Below are 22,713 nucleotides of genomic sequence, written 5' to 3' on the forward strand. Positions count from 1 at the left end.
AAAAGCAAGCGTTTTCCACCCTTTTTCATATAGTTGTTTTCGATCATAACGATCTCGTAATTGGATTAATAAAAGCGCTTACCTATCTGATGGTAGCCACTTTCGCATAAATTCCAGTGCATTGTTGGACATCCAGCCCTTTACAAGCTCTTCCGGATAGTGTTTGAGAAGGGTCTCTACCCATCTGTAGTAATCCCCTGCATGCCGTAAATCATCGATATGGGTATTAATTCCGTCGAAATCGGAGCCAAACATAATATGCTTTTCGCCGCCTAGCTGGCAAATATGATCGAGATGGGGCAGAAGATCCTCGCTATGAACCACCGTGCTATCTTTTACAAACCAAGGAACAAATGTCACACCGATCCGGCCACCGCTATCTATTATCGCTCTGATTTGTTCATCGTGCAAATTCCGGGCATGGGCGCAAATATGATAGGCATTCGAATGAGAGGCAATAAAAGGTCGCTTTACACTCTCAGACAGCTCTATCAGCTCCCAGAAGCCCTTCTGAGATAAATGAGATACATCTAGTATAATTCCTAGTTCATGGCAGGCCTGCACCAGCTCAAGCCCCTTACGAGTGAAACCGCCATTCCGCAGCTCCATCACACCATCCGCAGCCCAATTCGCATAATTCCAGGTAATACCGAGAAAGCGCACTCCCCGATCATAACAGAGCCGTAAATAGAACAAATCTCCCTCTAGGCCATCCGCACCTTCAATAGAGAGCATACCGGCCTTCTCTCCTGAAGCTGCAACACGTTCCAAATCCGCAGTATTTCGAATAAGACCGATACCTTCGGATGCTATGCGCTCCTGAAATAGGTCAAGCTGTTCCATGATATGTTCAATGCCCGGCGGACCTAATTTCTCCGATAGGAAAATAGCAAAGCATTGCAGCTGCACCCCTCCTTGCTCCATACGCTCTAAATTGACATCAAGTTCATGATCACATTTGAAGTCCAGACTTTGGTCCAGCTGTATTTTGCTAAGCACGTCACAATGGAAGTCAACAATTTTCAATACGTCCCCCTCCTTCATTGCTCTATTTTTCAGTATATTTCAAATCTTACTTATTCATATTCATTTCTAAGCCAAAAAGCAAAAAAACCTGTCTACTCATGAGTAAACAGGTTCACCTACATCTCTAAAGACCTTATCTAGGTTCAACTATGAGCTTGATCGCTGTCCGATCTTCACCATCAATCACAATATCCGTAAAAGCCGGAATGCATATCAGATCTACGCCGCTTGGTGCAACGAATCCCCGGGCTATGGCTACCGCCTTGATGGCCTGGTTAAGAGCACCCGCTCCAATAGCCTGAAGTTCAGCAGCACCACGCTCTCTTAGAACTCCAGCTAGAGCACCGGCAACGGAGTTGGGATTGGATTTTGCTGAAACTTTTAATACTTCCATGGTAAGTACCTCCCTGGGAATAATGGTTTGACTCCACTACTTAGAAGATATTCGTGAGCAGCAAAATAATTCCTTCTTTTTTAGGAGGTGCCTAGAGGTAGTTCAAAAAGTCCGCTTTTGATAAGAAAACCGATCTTTTTGAGTTCTCACTTTATAGATGTATCTCTTTTCAGCTATTCCATGAACCATTCATCCTCAAGCATTCTTATCTTCTCGATCTTTTTTGCTTTGCCGGTGGCCTCGTCGATCTCGACGAACACAGCGTGGAAATGCCATTTTCCTTCACATACCTGGAACCGAACCGGCAGCTGCGTCGTAAACTTGCGGATCACCGCCGAACGCTCCATACCGAGCACGCCTTCGCGTGATCCAACCATGCCCGAATCTGTCAAATAAGCGGTACCCTGCGGCAAAATAATATCGTCATTGCTCTGCACATGCGTATGTGTACCTACGACGAAGGAAGCTCTACCGTCTAAATACCAGCCCATGGCAATCTTCTCCGATGTCGCTTCGGCATGGAAATCAACCATAATGCATTTATGCTTCTTCGACAGTTCAGCAATAATATCATCCGCAGCCCGGAACGGATCATCGATTGCCGGCAAGAATGTGCGGCCCATCAGATTGACCACAGCCAGTTCCTTGCCATTCCCCTTAATGACGGTATGACCAATCCCTGGTGTCCCTGGTGGGAAGTTAGCCGGGCGAACCATACGCGGCTCGCGGTCAATAAAGTCGAATATCTCCTTGTTATCCCAAGTATGATTACCCATCGTCAAGCCGTGAATGCCTTGATCGAAAAATTCCTTAGCAATCTTCTCCGTAATTCCGCGCCCAGACGCCGCATTCTCCCCGTTCGCGATAATAATGTGAGGATTATATTTAGATTTTAAGCGAGGAAGCGATTCCCGCACTGCTTTCCGACCTGTACTGCCAACAATATCTCCAATAAATAAAAGTTTAATGATGTCTCTCCTCCATTCCATACAACGCTGTTTCTTAGTAGAACCTCTAACGAAACTGAGTATCGCTATGGATTTTTAACGAAACTGGGTATCGCTATTTAGCCCAAAACGGGCTTCTGGGGTTTTTAACGAAACTGGGTATCGCTATTTTTGCAAATTAGTGGTTAAAAGCAGGGATTTCTCCTGAATAACGATATGACGTTTCGTTAGATTTTTTTTGCCATTGTTATTAAGGAAATAACGATACGTAGTTTCGTTAGAGTTTTCATAGACCTGTCTACACTTCGTGGCCGCTCATCCATGAGTGGTGATGATAGGTTTTGCTTAATGCAAGTGGACCGATTGAAGCTCTATATAGAGCTTTCAATGAAAAAGCGGCCCACGAGGGGCCACTTCATCAGCATAACCTTTACTTCGCATATTCAACCGCTCTCGTCTCACGAATGACAGTAACCTTGATGTGACCCGGATAATCCAGTTCACTCTCAATCTTCTTCGTAATGTCACGCGCCAGACGGAACGCTTCGGCATCATCGATCTTCTCAGGCTGCACCATAACACGAACCTCGCGGCCTGCCTGAATTGCGAACGATTTCTCCACACCTTCGAACGATTCCGAGATCTCTTCCAGTTTCTCCAAACGACGGATATAGGTTTCCAACGTTTCACGTCGAGCGCCAGGTCTAGCTGCCGACAATGCATCGGCCGCACCAACCAGCATAGCGATAACCGAAGTAGCTTCACAATCTCCGTGGTGGGAAGCGATACTGTTGATAACAACCGGATGTTCCTTATACTTCTTCGCCAGTTCCACGCCGATTTCGACATGAGATCCTTCCACTTCATGATCCAGCGCTTTCCCGATGTCATGCAACAATCCGGCACGTTTGGCGAGCGCGATATCCTCGCCGAGCTCGGCTGCCATCAGTCCGGCCAAGTAAGCTACTTCCATCGAGTGCTTCAGCACGTTCTGACCATAGCTTGTCCGGAACTTGAGACGACCCAAAATCTTGATTAAATCCGGGTGCAGCGCGTGAACACCAACCTCAAATGTTGCTTGTTCACCGTATTCACGAATTCTTTCGTCCACTTCACGACGTGATTTCTCAACCATCTCTTCGATCCGTGCTGGGTGAATTCGTCCGTCAGCTACCAGTTTCTCCAGTGCTGTGCGGGCAATCTCACGACGGATTGGATCAAAACCTGACAGAATAACCGCTTCCGGTGTATCATCGATAATCAAGTCAATACCGGTCAATGTCTCCAGCGCTCTGATGTTACGGCCTTCACGTCCGATAATCCGGCCCTTCATCTCTTCATTCGGAAGAGCGACTACCGAGACGGTCGTCTCAGCAACGTGATCAGCTGCACACCGCTGAATAGCTAGTGTAATGATTTCACGGGATTTCTTATCGGCTTCTTCCTTCGCCTGCAACTCAATGTCCTTAATCATTTGAGCTGTTTCATGGCGAACTTCCTGCTCGACATTATTAAGAATGATCGTGCGGGCGTCCTCCATACTTAAATTGGAAATACGCTCAAGCTCCTGAACCTGACTCTTATAGAGCAGATCAATCTGTTGCTGGGTTTCTTCAATTCTTTTCTCTTTGCCAGCTACTTGTTCTTCTTTACGTTCCAGTGATTCAATTTTTTTATCCAGCGACTCTTCTTTTTGCAACAATCGTCTTTCTTGTCGTTGAATTTCATTCCGACGTTCACGAATGTCTTTATCAGCTTCGGTTCTAAGTTTATGAATGTCGTCTTTCGCTTCAAGAACCGTTTCCTTTTTCAGTGCTTCTGCGTCTTTTTTCGCATTTTCCAAAATTTGACTTGCAGCATGTTCCGCACTGGAAATTTTAGCTTCTGCAAGAGATTTGCGAATAAAATATCCGATCCCGAACCCAAAGAATAAAGCGGCGGCAACGAGTATGATCGTCCAGATTACTTGTGGCATCTGTTCACCTCCCCGCTGTTTCCTCCAAGGCATTCCCTGGGATGCTTGTTAGTTTTCAGTTTTCATTCATCATCATACAAAGAATCGATTTCTTGCCGATTCAGACAAGGCTATCACGCCAAATCAGCATGAATATTCCGTTAAAATGCCGGAATCTTGGCCCCATGATTGCGAACAGAATCTAGTCAGATCCATCATTTGGAAGGAATAAGGATCGACATGATATAGATTCATGACCATTTTATTATTTAATGAAAGAAATTGTCAAGCAAAGGACATGATTGTACAATCTGTGTCTCTCTATACCGCTATGAATCTATAAGTCTTCCCACTCATCCCTGTCTTCTATACCATCTTTTTGAATCAGCTCACGGAGTACCTTACCAGCGAGCTGGCCGGAAAAGCCTCTCCGCATCAAGAATGCGCCTATCTTACGCTTCTTGTCCGCCGTCTCTCCGGATACAGTCCGCCATTTACGCTGCGCGAGCTGCATGGCGCTGTCATACTCATCGTCTTCACTGACCTGCCCTAGTGCCTCTTCAATCAAAGGCTTAGAAATGCCCTTCTGACGCAGTTCATATCTGATCCATGCCTTACCCTTCCCACGACTTCGAAGACGTTGTCCCGCCCATTCCTGGGCGTATGCGGCGTCATTAATCCAACGCTCCTGGATCAACCGCTCGATTACTTCACTAATCGTCTCCTCGCTCCATCCCTTCTCCTTAAGTCGAGTTTCGATTTCAAAGGAAGTCCGCGGTTTACGGCTGAGATACTTCAATGCTTCTCCATATCCCCGCTGCCGTTCGTCGGCAATAACAATCTCTTCCAATTCATGTTTGGTAAATACGGTGCCCTTCATCATGCGATACTTGACCATAACATCTTCATGCACTTCCACCTGGAAAGGGCCGAAGTAAATACGATATCTGAACTTTGGCGATTTCAGCAACTGCACCGATGTAATGGTCAGCTCTTCACCCTCAGGGAAAACAGACAGATCATTGCCCTCTGCTTCAACTAGGCTTGATGCTCCCCGTTCCTGTTCTTCATCCTTATATGAACGGCGATTCTCCCATGAGCCGGGGTCAGAAATGTCGATAATTTCGTTCTCCTCACTATCCTTGCCCGCTCCTGTATACGCTTTGGATCTATGCTTCCCAAATCGTTGCTCCACCAGGTTTACGCTCCTTTATTAGACAAGAGCGCCCTGTCCGAACCAGTTATTACTGGCGGCAGAGCGCTCCCAAATCATTATTATTCTTCTTCGAAAAGTGCCTGCTCTTCTTTAGCTTCTTCTTCCTGCTCGCTTGCAGACGATGGCGCAACTGAAGTCGTCAGGTTGCTGTTCTCACGGATCTTCTGCTCAATCGTATTCGAAATTTCCGGATGCTCTTTCAAATACTGCTTCGCATTCTCACGTCCCTGACCAAGACGCTCGCCAGCGAAAGAGTACCAAGCGCCGCTCTTATCAACAATATCCTGCTCAACGCCGATATCGATAATGCTGCCTTCCTTGGAGATCCCTTCACCATACATAATATCAATCTCAGCCTGTTTGAACGGCGGAGCCACCTTATTCTTCACAACTTTAATCCGAGTCCGGTTACCGACCATATCATTGCCCATCTTGATCGTCTCTACCCGGCGAACATCAAGCCGAATTGTCGAGTAGAACTTGAGTGCTCGTCCACCTGGAGTCGTCTCCGGATTACCGAACATCACGCCTACCTTCTCGCGAAGCTGGTTAATAAAGATGGCAATTGTCTTGGATTTGCTGATTGCCCCCGACAATTTACGCAGTGCCTGGGACATCAGACGAGCCTGCAAACCGACATGAGAGTCGCCCATCTCGCCTTCGATCTCAGCCTTAGGTACCAATGCTGCTACAGAGTCTATAACTATGATGTCTACCGCGCCGCTACGAACAAGCGCTTCGGCGATTTCCAGCGCCTGCTCGCCTGTGTCCGGCTGAGACAACAGCAACTCATCAATATTTACACCTAGCTTGCTCGCATAAGAAGGGTCAAGCGCATGTTCCGCATCGATAAATGCAGCTTGTCCACCAACCTTCTGAACTTCGGCAATTGCATGCAAAGCTACGGTCGTCTTACCGGAAGATTCCGGTCCATATACTTCAATAATTCTTCCCCGAGGAAGCCCCCCGGTTCCAAGTGCAATATCCAATGCTATCGATCCGCTGGGTACAATTTCCACCTGCATATGTGTGGATTCTCCCAACTTCATGATCGAACCTTTTCCGAATTGTTTTTCTATTTGACGAAGCGCCATTTCCAGCGCAGCACGGCGGTCTGACAATCAGCTCACATCCTTCTCATTGATTAGAAATTTACACAAATTTGATTGAAAGCAAATTAGTTAAATAAGAAAATCGATTTCTTTTATACAACAATTGTACCTTGTTTTGAAACGTTTGCCAAGCATTTTTTCGAACATACATTCGGTATCTCAACCCACCCAAACCCTCCCTTACCATAAGGGAGGGCTCCAAAGGGCATGCCGCCCTCTGGACTCCTGCAAACTAGACTAACGAGTGGATGGGGAACAGGCGCTCCCTAGCCGCTCTCCCCGTTGGGGAGAGCTCTACTTTGGCACGTGGCACGCTTTTCCCCCTTCGGGTACGTCTTACTTTTGGATCTCCTTGGTTACCGGGAAACATGGTGGGGATTTCTGCTGCTTTCGGCGCGCCCGGGGATGCTGCCTGCGATCAGCGCTTTCCTCCCTTCGGGCACGCTTTACTTTTTGTGCTCCTGCTCTTGGGTGCTATGTTAGAGTGCTAATGGCGCTCTCCCTATGGGAATCGCTCTACTCGGGCGGTATGCGGTACTTCCATTGTACTACTAAGGGCGCTCTCCCTTCGGGAATCGCTCTACTTCGGCAGTTTGCGGTACTTCCATTGTACTGCTAAGGGCGCTCTCCCTTCGGGAATCGCTCACTTCAGGCGGGTGCGGTACTCTGAGACTCTAAAATACTTTCGGTAGCTGTCCAGACATAAAAAAAGATGCAAATATGCAGAGGCTTTCGTTCTCTAATCATCCCAGCAGTTATCCAAAACCTCCTCTCTCCCGAATATCACGCAAAAAAAGAACCGTAGCGACAACTTGAAGCAAGTTTGGCTACGGTTCTTCCGTAATTCGATTATATCCAATATATAGGATGCGGGCAATGTTTATTTGCCAGCTTGATACTCATTCCGCTTAAGCTGCTTCCAGAGATGGTAGAGAACAGTCTTGGTGGAGCGCAGGCGGATGGTGTTGCGGTTGCCTTTTAGATGCAGTTCGTGCACCTCGGTATCGCCGTCGCGGCGAGAAATCGCGATATAGACCAGACCTACCGGTTTGCGCTCGGAATAGGCAGGGCCAGCTACACCGGTAACGGCCAGGCCAAAATCGGTATCCACGATCATTCGCACCTGTTCAGCCAGTACCTTCGCTGTCTCAGCGCTAACGGCTCCGGGTGCGTTTTCGCCCTCTAGCAGATCATGGGGTACGTTAAGCAGCTTCTCCTTCATTGCATTGGAGTAACATACGATCCCCCCGAGGAAGACGGTGGCGCTGCCAGGGACCGTCGTGAACGTCTGCATCAGCATGCCCCCTGTACAGCTCTCCGCACAACTGACCGTAAGGCCCTGCTCCGTCATCATATCGATGATGGTCTTCTCTATCGGCACATCCTCATTCGCATAGAAATGCTCCGGCAAGCGAGATGCGATCTGTTCCTCCATCACATCCAGTTTGCTCGAAGCCGCACTCTGACTGTCCGCCTTCGTCGAGATGCGAATCGTAACCTCGCTCTCCTTGGCATAAGGAGCTATTGTAGGATCGGTCTGACTCTCGATCAGATCAAGCAGCTTCGTCTCTAACGCCGACTCACCAATACCCGCGAATTTGAGCATCCGCGAATAGATCGGAGATTCATTCGTCAGCACATGCTGCATAATCCAGGGCTTAGCCTGTTGCTCGAACATCGGCTTCATCTCGTTAGGCGGTCCAGGCAGTAAAATATAAAATTTTCCGCCCTCAGCAATGGCATTTCCTACAGCAAGACCCGTTTCATTGGCCAGCGGAGTTGCCCCGTCTATAGACAGCGCCTGCCTACGATTATTTTCTGTCATCGGCACGTTCCGGTCCTTGAAGAACCGTTCTATATTATCCATTGCCATCCGGTCGATATGTAATGATCTGTCCAGCACTTCGGCCACTACATCTTTCGTTAGATCATCCTGAGTGGGACCGAGGCCCCCAGTAAAGATCAATACGTCCGCCCGCCCTGCGGCCAGCTGAATTGCTTGCTTAAGCCGGGATGTATTATCGCCCACTACGGTCTGGAAATAGACATCAATCCCTAGCGAAGCCAGCTCCTGAGATAAATATTGGGCGTTGGAATTGACGATTTGTCCCAGCAACAGTTCCGTTCCTACGGCAACAATTTCCGCTTTCATTCAAGTCATTTCTCCCTTTTAGAGATTGTTCAAAGAGTACTTGAACACATAGCTATAATTAGGCTACGTTCTCGATGTTGTATCTTTCTCCAATTGGATAAGAGGTAATATAACCCCCAGCAAATTTCCATTAACGATCACATTTTGGAGAAGTTCAGCACATGCTTGTTCTTGACGAAATAATCAATTCCGGAATACACGGTAATGATCGTTGCAAGCCAAATCATAATGTCCGCAAACGGAAATCCGATCCATTCGAACGGGAAATTGTTGAGCAGCAAGGCAGAGATTGCAATAATCTGCGTAATTGTCTTCGCTTTGCCCCAGTTGCTGGCAGCAATCACCGAGCCTTCTAGCAAGGCGATCTCCCGCAAACCCGTGACTGCGAACTCACGACTGATAATAATGACGACCACCCATCCGTTCACCTTATCGAGGGCTACGAGCGATATTAACGCAGCCGCTACAAGCAGCTTGTCAGCAAGAGGATCAAGCAGCTTGCCAAGATTCGTGACGAGATTGCGTTTACGGGCAATATGTCCATCAATACCATCTGTGCTCGCGGCAATAATGAACAGCACTGCAGCAATCAGATGATTCACAGACAGTGAATAGCTCCCCAGAGTCAATTCATGAGACCACCACTCAAAATCGAACAGCAAGAACACCAACATCAGCGGAATCATGAAAATACGGGCTAAAGTGATACGATTGGGCAGATTCAAAGTACACCCTCCCCGGACATATCATATTCATATGCATGAGTAATCCGTACTGGAATAATCTCACCAATTTCGACTTTGCAATTCGAGACATAGACATCTCCGTCAATTTCCGGTGCGTCATACTGTGATCGGCCGACAAACACGTCACTGCGTCCGTCATAGCTCTCGATCAATACGTCCAGCACCTGTCCAACATATTTTCCGTTGTTCTCGTTGGACACCTGACGCTGAATTTCCATAAGCGTATTCGCCCGCCACTCCTTAACTTCCTCGTCGATTTGGTTCGGTAGACGCGAAGCAGGAGTATCGTCCTCCTTGGAGTAAGTAAAGACGCCTAGGCGATCAAATTTAATCTCTCTAACAAAATCGCATAACCGTTCAAAATCTTCTTCCGTCTCCCCTGGGAAGCCTACGATCAATGAAGTACGCAGTGCCACGCCCGGGATCCGCGAGCGGATCTTGGCAATAAGCTCACGTGTATCACGATTTCTGCCCGGTCTCCGCATACGTTTCAATACCGCATCCTCACTATGCTGCAGTGGCATGTCGATATATTTGCAGACCTTTGGGTTAGAAGCCATCGTCTCGATCAGTTCATCCGTGAAGAAGCCCGGATACGCATAATGCAGTCTGACCCATTCGATACCCGGAACCTCACTGACCTTATTGATCAGCTCCGCCAGCTTATACTCTCCATCGTATAGATCCGTTCCATAATTCGTTGTATCTTGGGCGATCAAGCTGATCTCCTTCACTCCTTGAGCCGCAAGCCCGGTAACTTCCGCAATAATAGACTCAATAGAGCGGCTGCGGAATGCTCCCCGCATAATTGGAATGCTGCAGAAGGTACAGTTATTGTCACAGCCTTCCGCGATCTTCACATAGGTTGTATACTTTTCCGTCGATAGCTTACGGGGCAAAATCTCCTCGTAATTAAATACAGGATTCCCGACAAATGCCGGTTTCTTACCTCCTAATGCTTCATCAACGATCTGATTAATGTTATAGAAGTCGCCAGTACCAACGATACCATCAATCTCCGGCATTTCTTCCATCAATGCCTGTTTATAGCGCTGAGTTAAGCAGCCCGATACGATAAGCGCCTTCAGTTTACCTGTCTCTTTCAGCTCCGCCAAATCGAGAATCGTATTCACTGACTCCTCTTTGGCGGCATCAATAAATCCGCAAGTATTTACGATAATAACGGTTGCGTCCTCTGCCTGCTCTACAAGCGAATATCCGCGCTGATCAATCAGACCGGACATAATCTCGGAGTCAACCATATTTTTCTCGCAGCCTAATGTAACGATCTTCACTTTTTCAGTCATCATGCTATGAGCCCCTCCATTTTACAGCCATAATACCCTGTATAAGTATAATATTTCGTGAATACCGCTGTCAAAAACATGAAAAAGTCTCACGTCGCGGCTTGGCCGCTACGAGAGACCGCATGTCATAAACTATCGAAGACACACTAATAGTTCTACTTACTTCAGATTCGTAAACTGTAGATCGACGGTAAGATCCGCTTTGCGAAGCATTTGGATCACTTGCTGCAGATCATCTCTACTCTTGCCAGTTACGCGAATTTGATCCCCTTGGATTTGGCTTTTTACTTTCAACTTCGAGTCGCGAATCAAGACATTAATCTTCTTCGCATTCTCCTGATCGATCCCTTGCTTCAACTTGATCCGTTGACGTACGGTGCCGAGGGATGCCGGCTCGACCTTGCCATAATCCAGATTCTTGATCGGTAATCCGCGCTTGATCATCTTCGATTGCAGAATATCTATGACTGCACCGAGCTTGTACTCATCATCGGAAATAACGACCAGTACATCCTTCTCTACCTTAAGTTCACTCTTGCTGCCTTTGAAGTCAAACCGATTCGCAATTTCACGCTCCGTTTGGTCAATGGCATTGGATAGTTCCTGCATGTCCATTTTGGAGACAATATCAAAAGAGCTTTCTGAAGCCATCTTTCACATTCCTTTCTCTAAAAGGGTGCTCAGGCAAAATTACCATTGAACACACTATAATCCTATGTCTCCTAATTATATGTAATAAATTTAGCAAAGTCGAGTATTAAGCCCATTCACTATAAAAAACAGGTGCGACTGAACCATACGCTCAGCCTGCACCTGCTATATTTATTATTGGCCCGCTGCCGTTCCGTCATTACCTACATTGGAACTATTAGCGCCAGTATTTGCACTATTCGAATCCGAAGTAGTATCAACGGTGCCCAGATTCAATTGAATTTTCGAAGTATTCTTGCCGTCTTCAACGACTTGTCCTCCAACCGTAATCGTCGTATTCGGGGAGGCCCCAGACTTGATGAACATCCCTTCTTCGCCAAGATCATAGTTCAGCACTTCACCATCTTGCATTGTCTGGTAGTAGAGCTTCTCACCGCGCTTATCACCCTTGCGTACTTCAACCCAGCTGCTGCCTTTTGCTGTGATCACAATTTTCACCGGTTCGCTGCCTACAGGTTGTACCTTGAACTTCGTCGTACTTCCTTCCTTGCCGTCAGGAGCTACGACAACTTCTTTGTTAGCCGTATTATCCGTATCATCAGGCCCTGTTGTATTTGTATCCGTTGCATTTCCATCACCAGGAGTTCCCGTCTGATCATCCGTACCGGCATTCGTATTTGTCGCGCCATCTTGATCAGTTCCTGCATTGGAATTCGGCTTTGTATTATTTTGCGGATTTTCCGAATTGTTAGTAATCGCTGTTGAATCAGGCTCTTTGGTCTTTGCCTCATTCGACTGACTCCATACGGTGAAATATAAATAAATGACGATCACAATCAGCGCAAAGAAAGACCACATCAAAGCCGTCGTAAGCCACTTCGAATTGCGTTCACTGGTCTGTCTGCTGCGACGCTTCTGAAGCACAGGTTCCATGGTTGTGTCTGGTACCGCTTCTGGCACATTCTGTTTATGTTCGGCCAGAAGTTCATCCGCATTAATCCCTACTGCTTCCGCATATGTTTTGATAAATGCCCGGACATAAAAACTCCCCGGTAAAACTTTATAGTCTCCCGCCTCGATGGCTTCCAAGTATCGCTTGCGAATCTTTGTTATTTCCTGAACGTCATCCAATGATAGGCCCATGGATAGACGAGCTTCTTTTAACTGTTGTCCCAAATCCGACACGACCATCACCTCCTGATATTATTTATACTCCCTCTTCTATCACACCAATTGACATAACACTGTCAATACAAGAGCTTCATTTAATCTTAAAACTTAATTCTCCGGATATTGCGTAGCAAACGTATCTTTAACGATTTTCTCCTCCGGATTGTTACGCAATTCGATAATAATGTCAAAATCGTCATAACTATAATCCGTATGCTCTATAAATACATCCGGGTGCTCAATCACCTTCGTGGAGGGCATCTCCATAATTTGCTTGATCAGCTGATTGTGCTTCTCATTGGATCGCATCGTGCTCATAATTCCATCTATAATAAATACATGCTGTGGATTATTTTCCTCTTCAGAGAGCTGTGTTCGTATCGTCTGCCGCAGCAGTGTGGAAGATACGAATGTCCATCGCTTCATTGCGCAGACGCTTCCAGCAATGATCGATTCCGTCTTGCCTACACGGGGTATTCCTTTGAGACCAATCATTTGATGGCCATCCTTCTTAAGCACTTCACCTAGAAAGTCCACCAAAAGACCTAATTCATCTCGGCTAAATCGAAATGTCTTCAGATCGTCTGAGTCCCGCTCAATATATCGACCATGTCGAACCGCTAACAAATCAACCAGTCGAGGGCTGCGGAGCGCAGTTACGGTTATACTGTCCACTTTGGCCAGCATTTTACCAATCTGCTCAATCTTCTCATCTTCATCGCTTTCCAGCAGCAGTCCGCGCGTATCTCCTTCTACCCCGTTAATGGTCAAAATATTGACTTCCAGCATCCCGAGCATCGATGCAATATCACCTAACAAGCCCGGGCGGTTCTTATGTATTCTATACTCCAAATACCACTGTCTTTGACCCATCAAACATACACCTTCTTATATTCCTTACAGACTACTCTTTTTCGACAAAATCATTCAAATGTCCTGCCTTTCGAACATAAATTGATGCTTGCTCGCCGAATCGTATAAAACAATACGTGTCTAATAATAAAGAAAAAATTTTTGAAAGGCAAGTAGTTGTAAAAAATGGGAGAAAAGCCCCCAGATTTTGGGAGCTTTTCAGGCAAGTCTATGCGTTTTTCTTCGCCAATTTGACCATCAGACGAGCGATTGCCTTGCGCTCCGATTCATCCCCAACATCCCAGAGCTCTTTCAGAGCACGGTTGGAATCATTTTGCGGATCAACCTTATCCTCCAGGAATCCCCCAATCTCATAAGCAAGATTGGCGATGGCGTCTTCGCTAAAGCCTGCCTTCTCCGCATGTTTTACACGCTCACCCAGGAACTTCTTCCATGTATCAAAATTTTTGAGTACTGTTGACAAATTAATTCCTCCTTGATGTCGGTAAATTATAATCAACAGTCGTAATATTCGTTATTCTCTGCTCATTTATTCACGAGACAGCACAACCTAATTCAGGTAACCCAGCCCCCGTTAGGACTAATGATCTGACCTGTAATATAGCTTGATTCCGGCAAAGCCAGAAAATAAACCAGGGAAGAGATCTCCTCCGGTGCAGCGAATCTGCCAACTGGAATATCCTCCTCCAACTGTTTAAGCTCCTCGGCATCGAAGCGGTCCATCATATCCGTCTTCACGGCACCTGGAGCGACTGCATTTACGGTTACACCGGAAGGAGCCACTTCCTTAGCCAACGCTTTCGTAAAGGCGTTAACGCCGCCTTTGGCTGCGGAATAGACGACCTCGCAGGAGCCACCGGAGATTCCCCAAACGGATGATACATTAATAATTCGCCCGAAACGCTGCGATATCATGTAAGGCATAAAGGCCTGGCTTAGCAGAAAGACACTCTTCAAATTGACATCCATAATCTCGTCCCATTCAGACTCCTCGACATCCGTCAGCAGTCCGTAATGGGAAATTCCCGCATTATTCACCAGTATATCTGGATGCAATCCGTAGCCCGCTAGCCTCTCCTTCATCCGTTCAATCTCAACCCTGCTCCGCAAATCTGCAGAGATGGTATATACCTTTGCACCCATCTCCATACATTGTCTGGCTACTTCATTGGCTCTTTCATGTGAATTCAAATAGTGAATCACTACATTCATTCCTACCGCCGCGAACCGGAGCGCGATTTGCGCTCCTATTCCTCGGCTGGCTCCCGTAACGAGAACCGTCATATCCCCGATGTTCTTCTCGCTCCCATGCTGTATTGTCATATTACGGGCTCACCACTAGTGATACAGCTAATTGATTCCAGTCAATATGCTCGCGCAGACGCCCATTCACATCAGCTAGCGTCAGTGATTCATATATCGGCAGTACTCTGAACAAGTCCCCGCCCCGGAAGTTATATCTAGTAAATTCATGGGCGATATTCTCCGGATAGTTAAGCATCCGCAAGTAACCACCGATCTTCTTGTTCTTGGCCCGCTCAAAATCCTCCGCGCGAAATCCGCTTGACTTGACTGCCTCAATCTCGTTCTTGATGACTTCCAGTAATTGATCAGGATCTTTCGTATCCCCGCCAATCGCCGAGAAAGAGTAATGCGGATTACTGTTATATTCATAAGAGAATCCGTCCGAAATCAAATCCATATCATACAGCTTCTGATAAAGCTTCGTACTCGATCCAAGCAGCAGATCCATTGCCAGCTTTGTAGTCAAATCCCGGCGTATCAGATCTTCCCCTGATAGTCCAAGTTGCGTCTCCTTGAAGCCGAATAGACATTTCGGTAGCGATACCGGCAGCTTGGAAACTTTACGAGCCTGGTATACAGCAGTTGGTTCCTGGTCAAACAAACGTTCAATCGCACCCTGCGGCTTGTAATCTTTGGCTGCCTGATTGTCTCGAACCATTTGGAAGACCGCTTCAGGATCCACCCCGCCCACAACGAACAGCAGCATATTACTTGGATGGTAGAAGGCATTATAACAAGTGTATAATGTCTCCTTCGTAATCGTGGCGATCGATTCTACAGTTCCAGCAATATCGATGCGTACCGGATGAACCGCATACATCGCTTCGATTAAACCGAAGTAGACCCGCCAATCCGGATTATCGCCATACATACCGATTTCCTGACCGATAATTCCTTTTTCCTTCTCTACATTCTGATCCGTGAAATATGGATGTTGTACAAAGTTCACAAGCGTCTCCAGATTGGCCATAATGTTCTCCGTAGCCGAGAACAGATATACTGTCTGATCAAAGCTTGTAAAAGCGTTAGCTGAAGCCCCTTGCATAGCAAATTTAGTGAAAATATCCCCCTCAGGCTCCTCGAACATTTTATGCTCAAGAAAATGGGCTATGCCATCCGGCACAGATATTTCTGGCTCGCCTTCTACCTTGAAATGATTATCGATCGAACCGTACTTCGTGGAGAAAGTAGCGTAAGTCTTTTGGAATCCGGGCTTGGGAAGAACATAAACCTGCAAACCGTTGCTCATCGTTTCGTGATATAAGGTCTCCTGCAATCGATCATAAGTGATAGCTTCCACAGGTTATCCCTCCTTCTGCCCTGTCAAAAAGTATATCGTATCAAGGCGAACCGTATTGGCTGCCTCAACAACATCGGCGGGCTGCACCTGTTCTACCTCGCTTAACAATTGCTCTACCGGTCGATCCTTGCCGGATAGTATCCGGTTGAAATCATAGGCGATCATTTCGAACGCCGAATCCTGCATTTCCAGCAGACTGTTGCGGATCATTGCCTTGGTCTGTGTCATTTCCATCTCACTGATCTCGCCTGCCTCTAGGCTGGCTAATTGCGCCTTGATAATATCCAGCGCTTTTTTATAATTAGCAATCTCAATGCCGGATTGAATTCCGATCATTCCTTTGTGACCATCAAATCTCGAAGCTGCATAGTAAGCCAGACTTTCCTTCTCCCGTACATTCACAAATAGCTTGGAATGCGGGTAGCTGCCAAGTATTCCGTTATATAGCAATGCAGCTGCGTATCGTTCATCCCCATAGGTGATATCCGTGCGAAGTCCTAGATTAAGCTTACCCTGGTTCACATCAAGCTTCTCGGTAACTGTCCGAGGTTCACCACTGGAGAGCTTAACTTGCTCCGGCTCATAACCTGAAGAAGCAGTCCGATTCAATTGGAAGTGACGCGCCACCAGTTCTTCGACTTCAGCAAGTGTCGTATCCCCAACAACATAGAGATCGAGACTAGCGTTCTTCAGCCATTCCTGATAGGCGCTATACAGCGATTCAGGTGTAATCTGATCGAGATCACTGCGCTCGCCGAGTGGATGCAGCCGATAGCTATCGTTGCGGAACATTTCCTCAATACAGCGTTCAACAGCATAACGCATTTTGTCATTAATAATAGCCTCAAGCTTCTTGCGCACATTCTCGCGTTCCGAAGCGACGTAGGACGAACGGAAAGCATTCGCCTCGGTCACCGGCTTCGTCACAACTTCACCAAGAAATTCAAAACTCTTAGACAAGAGCGACTGCTCGCTCTGTACAAACGAATCATTTATTGTATCCATTCGAAACTGAACGATCTGATAATTACCGCGTTTGTAGACATCAAAACCGAATCCCGCGCCGTACAAGCGCTCCAACTGCTCTCTGAACTGGGTCGTCTCCGGATACGAAGCGGTACCGCGCCGGAGCACAAACGGAGTTAGAGCTGTCGCAGTAACCGTCTCTCTGGCAAGCGGAATACCTGCATAAAGCGACACTGCAAACGTCTTGAATCTGGTCGTCGGCATCACATGAATCCGAATTTGACCCACGCTGCCCCGTTCAAAAATCATCTTGTTCAAGACCAAAACTCCTTTACAAAAGACTTAAAATGCAAATCATGCATGCGTAAAAAACATGTGCAATGAAAATTCGATGCTGGTTCCACTCCCTTAACTTAAGGGTCAAAAATGGACAACTTCGAATTTAACAATGAAATTAGTTCCATTCTATACCATTGGAAAGGAAAGAAGCAACCGCCCATCAAGCAAGCGGCTGCTCTTCATTTAGATCTATTTACATGCAGAAAATATGCTTTCCAATCGTCTTAACCTGCGGTCTGGTCCAGATCCATTTAGAAGTTGCTGTCTCTGGATTGAAATAATAGAGGCAGCCTCCAGAAGGATCCCAACCATTCAATGCTTGCTGAACCGCCTTCTTCGCGGTCTCGTTCGGCGTCAGCCAGATTTGCCCGTCAGCAACCGCTGTAAAAGCCCCAGGCTGGAAGATAACCCCTGAGACGGTATTCGGGAAACTTGGCGATTTGACCCGATTCAGAATGACAGCGGCAACAGCAACTTGACCTTCAAACGGCTCTCCGCGCGACTCCCCATAGACAGCATTCGCCATAATGTTCAGATCATTTTGTGAAAGTCCCATCGCATTGGATGGCGATAGCTCCTCAGTTTCAGTCTTCGCTTTCTCAGGTGCCTTCGTCGGAGTTTTGGCCGTTTCCTTGCCCGTTTCCTGATTGGACTCCATACCCGGCTTCCATTGCTTGGTTGCTTTCCATAGCATAAGCTTCGTTTTCGGACCTGCTAAACCATCCACCTTGAGTCCGAACTCAGATTGGAACCATTTTAAAGAATCCCGGGTTTTCGGTCCAAAACGATGGTCGATCTTCCCGTAATAAAAACCTAAAAAAGCCAGACGGCCTTGAAGCTCGTACACATCCTGTCCAAATGCGCCATAATCGATAACCTGTTCACTGAATACAGGTACAGCCTGCTTGGGAACCTCTTGATTTGCCTTTACATCGTTGGTCTGGATCACATGATATATCCCGAACCCGATGCCGAACAAAAGCAGCACTAAACCGGCGGCATACCATATTTTCGCTTTGATCATTCGTTTAGCTCTACCTTTCTGTTGTGGATTAACATGGATGGTTGACTTTAGTATGACAAGCCGGACCACTTCCTATGCACTCCAAAAAAGGCAACAACGAATGCGATTTTATACCTATGTTATGAGTGTTCAAAAAAACCATTTTTGATCACAAAGTCAATCAAGAAGCTATTCGGCATCGATATCTTGAATTGAGCCGGGTCAAGCGTATGCTTACGAAGTATGTTTCCTCCGGAAACATCTCAGGTGCTCACGTACAAACTACAAGTAAATGCTTCCGAGGTCGTTTTCTACGAAAACGTGTAGCTCCGCTCCTCTGACCCTGAGCTTTATCCAACTGAAGCGTTTTGAAAAAACGTACATCGGAAGCATAAGCTTCGGTGCTGAGAACTGGCCTTTTTGAACATGCACTCTAAGATGAGATCTTGTTATTATTCATTTTGAATTGATCCATTGTAAGCAGCACTTCCCGTGGTTTACTTCCTTCATACGGACCTACGATCCCCCGCGCTTCCATCGAGTCGATCAATCTTGCGGCCCGAGTATAACCGACGCGCATTCTCCGCTGCAGGAGCGATACTGAAGCTTGCTTCGCCTCAAGGACAATCTGCACCGCTTGATCATATAATTCATCGAGAACCTCTTCCGGCTCTGTCGACTCCTCATCGATTTCCGGAACCAGGCTCTCATCATATTCAGCTTGGCCTTGAGTTCTCACATAAGAGACGATGGTCTCGACCTCCTGATCGCTCATGAATGCTCCCTGAACGCGGATCGGCTTCGATGCACCCATCGGCATGTACAGCATATCACCGCGACCGAGCAGCTTCTCAGCACCAGCCATATCTAGAATAGTACGGGAATCGACCTGTGAGGAGACCCCGAAGGCAATCCGCGACGGAATATTTGCCTTAATCACCCCGGTAATAACGTCAACCGAAGGCCGTTGGGTAGCGATAATTAGATGAATGCCCGCAGCCCGCGCCATTTGTGCGAGACGAGCAATTGCATCCTCCACATCATGCGCAGCAACCATCATCAAATCGGCAAGCTCGTCTACGATGACGACGATATAGGGTAGTACCGCCTCGGGATTATCTTGCATCATTTGGTTATAGCCTTCGATATTGCGGGCTCCCGATTTGGAGAACAACTCATAGCGCTTCTCCATCTCAACAACGATCTTCTTCAGCGCTAGTGAAGCCCGTCGCGGGTCAGTAACTACCGGAGTAAGCAGATGAGGAATACCATTATATACATTAAGTTCAACCATTTTCGGGTCAACCATCATGAACTTGACTTCATCCGGCTTGGCTTTGTATAGAATACTTGTGATGATCCCGTTAATACATACCGATTTACCTGAACCAGTAGCTCCGGCAACGAGCAAGTGCGGCATTTTGGCCAGATTGCCAACGATGGTCTGTCCCGAAATATCGCGACCAAAGGCAATCGTTAATCTAGCCTCCGAATTCATAAAGGTCGGTGTCTCCATAACTTCACGCATCGTGACAAGAGATACTTCATTATTCGGTACTTCAATACCAATCGCAGATTTACCTGGAATCGGCGCTTCCATACGAATATCTTTGGCAGCAAGTGCAAGCGCAATATCGTCGGTAAGGTTGACAATCCGGCTAACCTTAACGCCGATATCAGGTTGAACTTCATAACGGGTTACCGCAGGCCCCCTTACCACTTCAAGCACACGTGCGCGCACCCCGAAGCTCTCCAACGTAGCTTCAAGTTTGCGAGCTGTCTGCATATAATCCGCCTGATCGCCAGCTTTGCCCGATCCGGCAGGCTTCGAGAGTAAACGGAACGATGGCAACTTATATGGCTTCGGTGCAGGCTTTGGCGGTGCAATCGGTACATCCGCTTCGGCTTCCTGTTCTCCAGAGGAGGCATCCGCTTCAAGACTAGAGTCAATCTCATCCAAGTTCGCTACCTCATCCATGAAGTTCTCTTCAGCAAGAGGATCAGGAGCTGTTCCCTCCTCTTCAGGCCAAGTCGCCCCATGATCGAAGCCTTCAAAGTCTCCCTCCATGGCCTCATCCTCATCTTGCAGACGACTCTCCCGCTGAATATTGTCGAAGAAATCACGAATGATAGGTCCTCTATCCTCAGTGGCAAGATCTTCATTCTGCTGGCCTTCATATTTCAATTCATTCCAGTTAATGCCTTGGGTTGATTCTGATTCTAATGGTTCAGTCTGCAGATCTTCATCTATGTAATTATCATTAGCAGCCTCAGTCTGGCTTGCAGCTCTGCCTTTATAACCAAATAACTGAAAAAATACCGGTTTCTTCTTCGGTGGAGACTGTTGTTCCTCTTCATTCAACATATAACCTGCATCGTCTTCCTCTATATTCTCACTTGGCGATACTGCCACCGGCTTAGCCTCCCGCCGATTCCGGTTCTTGACGGGAACAGGGCGCAGCATTCGCACTTTCTCTCCCATCTGTTTGCCAAACTCGCCTAATCTGCCACGCAGCAGACGAACGATATCTACATAGGATAAGCCAGTAATCAGCATGAAGCTGATCGCCAGCATGACGATCATAATCAGCGTAGCTCCAGCCGGACCAAATAGGGAATAGAGCAGAGCAAATTCTATACCGCCGATATACCCCCCGCTAATATTTAGATTCAGCATACTGAAGCCCATTTCAACCGCTGTTGGCTGGAACAATGAAGTACGCAGATCGGTATGAATCTGGTTCAAAATATTGCCGAAAGTCAGCGGAACGATCGGTTCCAGCCTTTGCTGCATGGAGATAAGAGTACTCATCAGAGCGAGCGCAAGCACAGCAAGAAGGCCCCCGCTGCGTCTAGTGGTCCAGCGGGACGGCCATTTGCGATTGATCATGACGGCTAGTCCAACATAAATACCTATTAAAGGAATCACGAAATAGAACTTGCCCAGCAAGAGAGCCGACATCTTGGATAATGTTCTTCCTACCGCGGCTTCGCCGGACAGCGCTATTATAGATAGTGTAATTAGAATGATCCCATAAATTTCATATTTTAGTAAATTGCCTAAGGCAACAGCCTTCCTCTTCTTCTTCCTTTTTTGTGCCAAAACAGGAACACCTCCCAGATGAATATTATACCATATCCACCCGATAAAACCGCTACCCATTTGTAAGCAACACTTATTTAAACAAGGCTGGCAAATAGACAATTTGCTGTCCGGGAGCAAGTCGCGGATTCAAATAATCTTCAAGATTACATCGCAGCAATCTGATGATCGTTGCCCGATTACCCTGTTCCATCCGGACCTGCATCAGAACGCCCTCCATCTCAAGCTCCGTATACATCTCCTGAACCTCAGGCTGTGCCCAATACTCCTCTTCAGGCATAATGGTATAATGCGTCATTGCTTCGGTCCTCCTTGGGCAGTCTTTCTTCGCGAATCAATCAGACTGTTTAATTGAAGCAAACCTTCGCCGATCCCCCCAACTCCATCAATCAGACCATACTTGACCGCATCATTTCCTCCAACCGATGTCCCGATATCCCGATTGAGCTCGCCCGTCTTGAACATCAGCTCCTTGAACGTTTGTTCAGTAATATTAGAATGCGACGTTACGAAGCGGACGACTCGCTCCTGCATTTTCTCGATGTACTCGAACGTCTGCGGAACACCGATAACGAGTCCGGTCATACGGATCGGATGAATAGTCATCGTCGCACTCTCAGCGATCAGCGAATAATTGGAAGCAACAGCAATAGGTACACCAATACTATGCCCGCCTCCAATAACGACTGTGACCGTAGGTTTCGTGAGGGAAGCAATCATCTCGGCAATAGCGAGCCCTGCTTCCACATCACCGCCGACCGTATTTAAAATGATGAGCAAACCCTCGATCTTCGGGTTTTGTTCAGCCGCGACCAATTGCGGGATCAAATGCTCATACTTCGTCGTCTTATTCTGCGGAGGCAGCACAAGATGACCTTCAATCTGGCCGATAATCGTTAAGCAGTATATGTTGGACTCTCCTGGAGTTGGCACAGCCGTTTGACCAAGCTGCTGGATCATATCAGTTACATCGGGTTTATCCCCTGGCATCGGCTGTTGTACCTCTGGCTTTTCCCCTGGCTCTGTCTCCTGCCGCACTGATACTTCATTATGTCTATGCATGATGCACCTTTCCTTCCGGCATTAGCCTATAATCTAATCTTACGTCCATAAGGATTAGTATGCCGATATTCTTCCGGCCTCATTACA

Annotated in this window: 20 protein-coding genes; all 20 read right to left on the reverse strand. The window is 47.1% G+C overall.

Annotation, left to right across the window (positions count from 1 at the left end; translation table 11 throughout):
• Positions 1 to 78 precede the first annotated feature (78 nt).
• The 20 genes from ABD014_RS13640 to ABD014_RS13735 all read right to left on the reverse strand — a co-directional run bounded on the left by ABD014_RS13640 (position 79) and on the right by ABD014_RS13735 (position 22,626).
• The gene (locus ABD014_RS13640) at positions 79 to 1,044 is read right to left on the reverse strand and encodes a dipeptidase (protein WP_343861881.1); all 966 of its coding nucleotides are present in this window, start codon (positions 1,042 to 1,044) and stop codon (positions 79 to 81) included.
• A 115-nt stretch (positions 1,045 to 1,159) separates the two neighbouring features.
• Positions 1,160 to 1,420: a stage V sporulation protein S gene (locus ABD014_RS13645; protein WP_006286829.1), complete on the reverse strand. Its 261-nt coding sequence runs from the start codon at positions 1,418 to 1,420 to the stop codon at positions 1,160 to 1,162.
• Between the two features lie 173 nt (positions 1,421 to 1,593).
• The gene (locus ABD014_RS13650; protein WP_343861884.1) at positions 1,594 to 2,409 is read right to left on the reverse strand and encodes a TIGR00282 family metallophosphoesterase; all 816 of its coding nucleotides are present in this window, start codon (positions 2,407 to 2,409) and stop codon (positions 1,594 to 1,596) included.
• Positions 2,410 to 2,797: 388 nt separating this feature from the next.
• The gene (gene rny, locus ABD014_RS13655; RefSeq protein WP_343861886.1) at positions 2,798 to 4,342 is read right to left on the reverse strand and encodes a ribonuclease Y; all 1,545 of its coding nucleotides are present in this window, start codon (positions 4,340 to 4,342) and stop codon (positions 2,798 to 2,800) included.
• Positions 4,343 to 4,658: 316 nt separating this feature from the next.
• Positions 4,659 to 5,516 (reverse strand): regulatory protein RecX, encoded by an 858-nt coding sequence (locus ABD014_RS13660; protein WP_343861889.1) that lies wholly within the window; start codon positions 5,514 to 5,516, stop codon positions 4,659 to 4,661.
• A gap of 80 nt (positions 5,517 to 5,596) precedes the next feature.
• Positions 5,597 to 6,658, reverse strand: a complete 1,062-nt coding sequence (gene recA / locus ABD014_RS13665) for a recombinase RecA (protein WP_285860073.1) — start codon at positions 6,656 to 6,658, stop codon at positions 5,597 to 5,599.
• An 871-nt stretch (positions 6,659 to 7,529) separates the two neighbouring features.
• Positions 7,530 to 8,801: a competence/damage-inducible protein A gene (locus tag ABD014_RS13670; protein ID WP_343861895.1), complete on the reverse strand. Its 1,272-nt coding sequence runs from the start codon at positions 8,799 to 8,801 to the stop codon at positions 7,530 to 7,532.
• Positions 8,802 to 8,938: 137 nt separating this feature from the next.
• Positions 8,939 to 9,526, reverse strand: coding sequence for a CDP-diacylglycerol--glycerol-3-phosphate 3-phosphatidyltransferase (gene pgsA / locus ABD014_RS13675; protein WP_343861897.1), 588 nt, complete (start codon positions 9,524 to 9,526; stop codon positions 8,939 to 8,941).
• Positions 9,523 to 10,854: a 30S ribosomal protein S12 methylthiotransferase RimO gene (gene rimO, locus ABD014_RS13680; protein WP_343862134.1), complete on the reverse strand. Its 1,332-nt coding sequence runs from the start codon at positions 10,852 to 10,854 to the stop codon at positions 9,523 to 9,525. The genes pgsA and rimO overlap by 4 nt, the downstream gene beginning before the upstream one ends.
• A 159-nt stretch (positions 10,855 to 11,013) precedes the next feature.
• Positions 11,014 to 11,505, reverse strand: coding sequence for a YajQ family cyclic di-GMP-binding protein (locus ABD014_RS13685; protein WP_343861899.1), 492 nt, complete (start codon positions 11,503 to 11,505; stop codon positions 11,014 to 11,016).
• Between the two features lie 174 nt (positions 11,506 to 11,679).
• Positions 11,680 to 12,690, reverse strand: coding sequence for a RodZ domain-containing protein (locus ABD014_RS13690; RefSeq protein WP_343861901.1), 1,011 nt, complete (start codon positions 12,688 to 12,690; stop codon positions 11,680 to 11,682).
• Positions 12,691 to 12,783: 93 nt separating this feature from the next.
• Positions 12,784 to 13,548 carry a DUF3388 domain-containing protein gene (locus ABD014_RS13695; protein ID WP_343861903.1) on the reverse strand — a complete coding sequence of 255 codons (765 nt, stop codon included), beginning with the start codon at positions 13,546 to 13,548 and terminating at the stop codon, positions 12,784 to 12,786.
• Between the two features lie 208 nt (positions 13,549 to 13,756).
• Positions 13,757 to 14,011, reverse strand: a complete 255-nt coding sequence (locus ABD014_RS13700; protein WP_127000282.1) for a DUF3243 domain-containing protein — start codon at positions 14,009 to 14,011, stop codon at positions 13,757 to 13,759.
• A gap of 92 nt (positions 14,012 to 14,103) precedes the next feature.
• The gene (ymfI, locus tag ABD014_RS13705) at positions 14,104 to 14,871 is read right to left on the reverse strand and encodes an elongation factor P 5-aminopentanone reductase (RefSeq protein ID WP_343861908.1); all 768 of its coding nucleotides are present in this window, start codon (positions 14,869 to 14,871) and stop codon (positions 14,104 to 14,106) included.
• 1 nt (position 14,872) lies between these two features.
• Positions 14,873 to 16,153 (reverse strand): EF-P 5-aminopentanol modification-associated protein YfmH, encoded by a 1,281-nt coding sequence (yfmH, locus tag ABD014_RS13710; RefSeq protein WP_343861910.1) that lies wholly within the window; start codon positions 16,151 to 16,153, stop codon positions 14,873 to 14,875.
• Positions 16,154 to 16,156: 3 nt separating this feature from the next.
• On the reverse strand, positions 16,157 to 17,437 hold the full coding sequence (gene yfmF, locus ABD014_RS13715; protein ID WP_343861913.1) for an EF-P 5-aminopentanol modification-associated protein YfmF: 1,281 nt from the start codon (positions 17,435 to 17,437) through the stop codon (positions 16,157 to 16,159).
• 214 nt (positions 17,438 to 17,651) lie between these two features.
• Complete coding sequence (gene sleB, locus ABD014_RS13720) at positions 17,652 to 18,482, reverse strand: spore cortex-lytic enzyme (protein ID WP_343861915.1); 831 nt, start codon at positions 18,480 to 18,482, stop codon at positions 17,652 to 17,654.
• Between the two features lie 412 nt (positions 18,483 to 18,894).
• Complete coding sequence (locus ABD014_RS13725) at positions 18,895 to 21,564, reverse strand: FtsK/SpoIIIE family DNA translocase (protein WP_343861917.1); 2,670 nt, start codon at positions 21,562 to 21,564, stop codon at positions 18,895 to 18,897.
• A 73-nt stretch (positions 21,565 to 21,637) separates the two neighbouring features.
• Positions 21,638 to 21,862: a YlzJ-like family protein gene (locus ABD014_RS13730; protein WP_343861919.1), complete on the reverse strand. Its 225-nt coding sequence runs from the start codon at positions 21,860 to 21,862 to the stop codon at positions 21,638 to 21,640.
• The gene (locus tag ABD014_RS13735) at positions 21,859 to 22,626 is read right to left on the reverse strand and encodes a ClpP family protease (protein WP_343861921.1); all 768 of its coding nucleotides are present in this window, start codon (positions 22,624 to 22,626) and stop codon (positions 21,859 to 21,861) included. Before ABD014_RS13735 ends, ABD014_RS13730 begins: the two co-directional genes overlap by 4 nt.
• Positions 22,627 to 22,713 lie beyond the last annotated feature (87 nt).

Source organism: Paenibacillus motobuensis, assembly GCF_039521865.1.
Classification (GTDB): Bacteria; Bacillota; Bacilli; order Paenibacillales; family Paenibacillaceae; genus Fontibacillus; species Fontibacillus motobuensis.

Excerpts from the sequence above, each read along its gene's own strand:
- ABD014_RS13650 (WP_343861884.1), bottom strand. The coding sequence starts at position 2,409 with ATGGAATGGAGGAGAGACATCATTAAACTTTTATTTATTGGAGATATT.
- ABD014_RS13685 (WP_343861899.1), bottom strand. The coding sequence starts at position 11,505 with ATGGCTTCAGAAAGCTCTTTTGATATTGTCTCCAAAATGGACATGCAG.
- ABD014_RS13670 (WP_343861895.1), bottom strand. The coding sequence starts at position 8,801 with ATGAAAGCGGAAATTGTTGCCGTAGGAACGGAACTGTTGCTGGGACAA.
- ABD014_RS13640 (WP_343861881.1), bottom strand. The coding sequence starts at position 1,044 with ATGAAGGAGGGGGACGTATTGAAAATTGTTGACTTCCATTGTGACGTG.
- ABD014_RS13735 (WP_343861921.1), bottom strand. The coding sequence starts at position 22,626 with ATGCATAGACATAATGAAGTATCAGTGCGGCAGGAGACAGAGCCAGGG.
- ABD014_RS13695 (WP_343861903.1), bottom strand. The coding sequence starts at position 13,548 with ATGGGTCAAAGACAGTGGTATTTGGAGTATAGAATACATAAGAACCGC.
- ABD014_RS13730 (WP_343861919.1), bottom strand. The coding sequence starts at position 21,862 with ATGACGCATTATACCATTATGCCTGAAGAGGAGTATTGGGCACAGCCT.
- ABD014_RS13645 (WP_006286829.1), bottom strand. The coding sequence starts at position 1,420 with ATGGAAGTATTAAAAGTTTCAGCAAAATCCAATCCCAACTCCGTTGCC.
- rimO (WP_343862134.1), bottom strand. The coding sequence starts at position 10,854 with ATGACTGAAAAAGTGAAGATCGTTACATTAGGCTGCGAGAAAAATATG.
- ymfI (WP_343861908.1), bottom strand. The coding sequence starts at position 14,871 with ATGACAATACAGCATGGGAGCGAGAAGAACATCGGGGATATGACGGTT.
- rny (WP_343861886.1), bottom strand. The coding sequence starts at position 4,342 with ATGCCACAAGTAATCTGGACGATCATACTCGTTGCCGCCGCTTTATTC.
- sleB (WP_343861915.1), bottom strand. The coding sequence starts at position 18,482 with ATGATCAAAGCGAAAATATGGTATGCCGCCGGTTTAGTGCTGCTTTTG.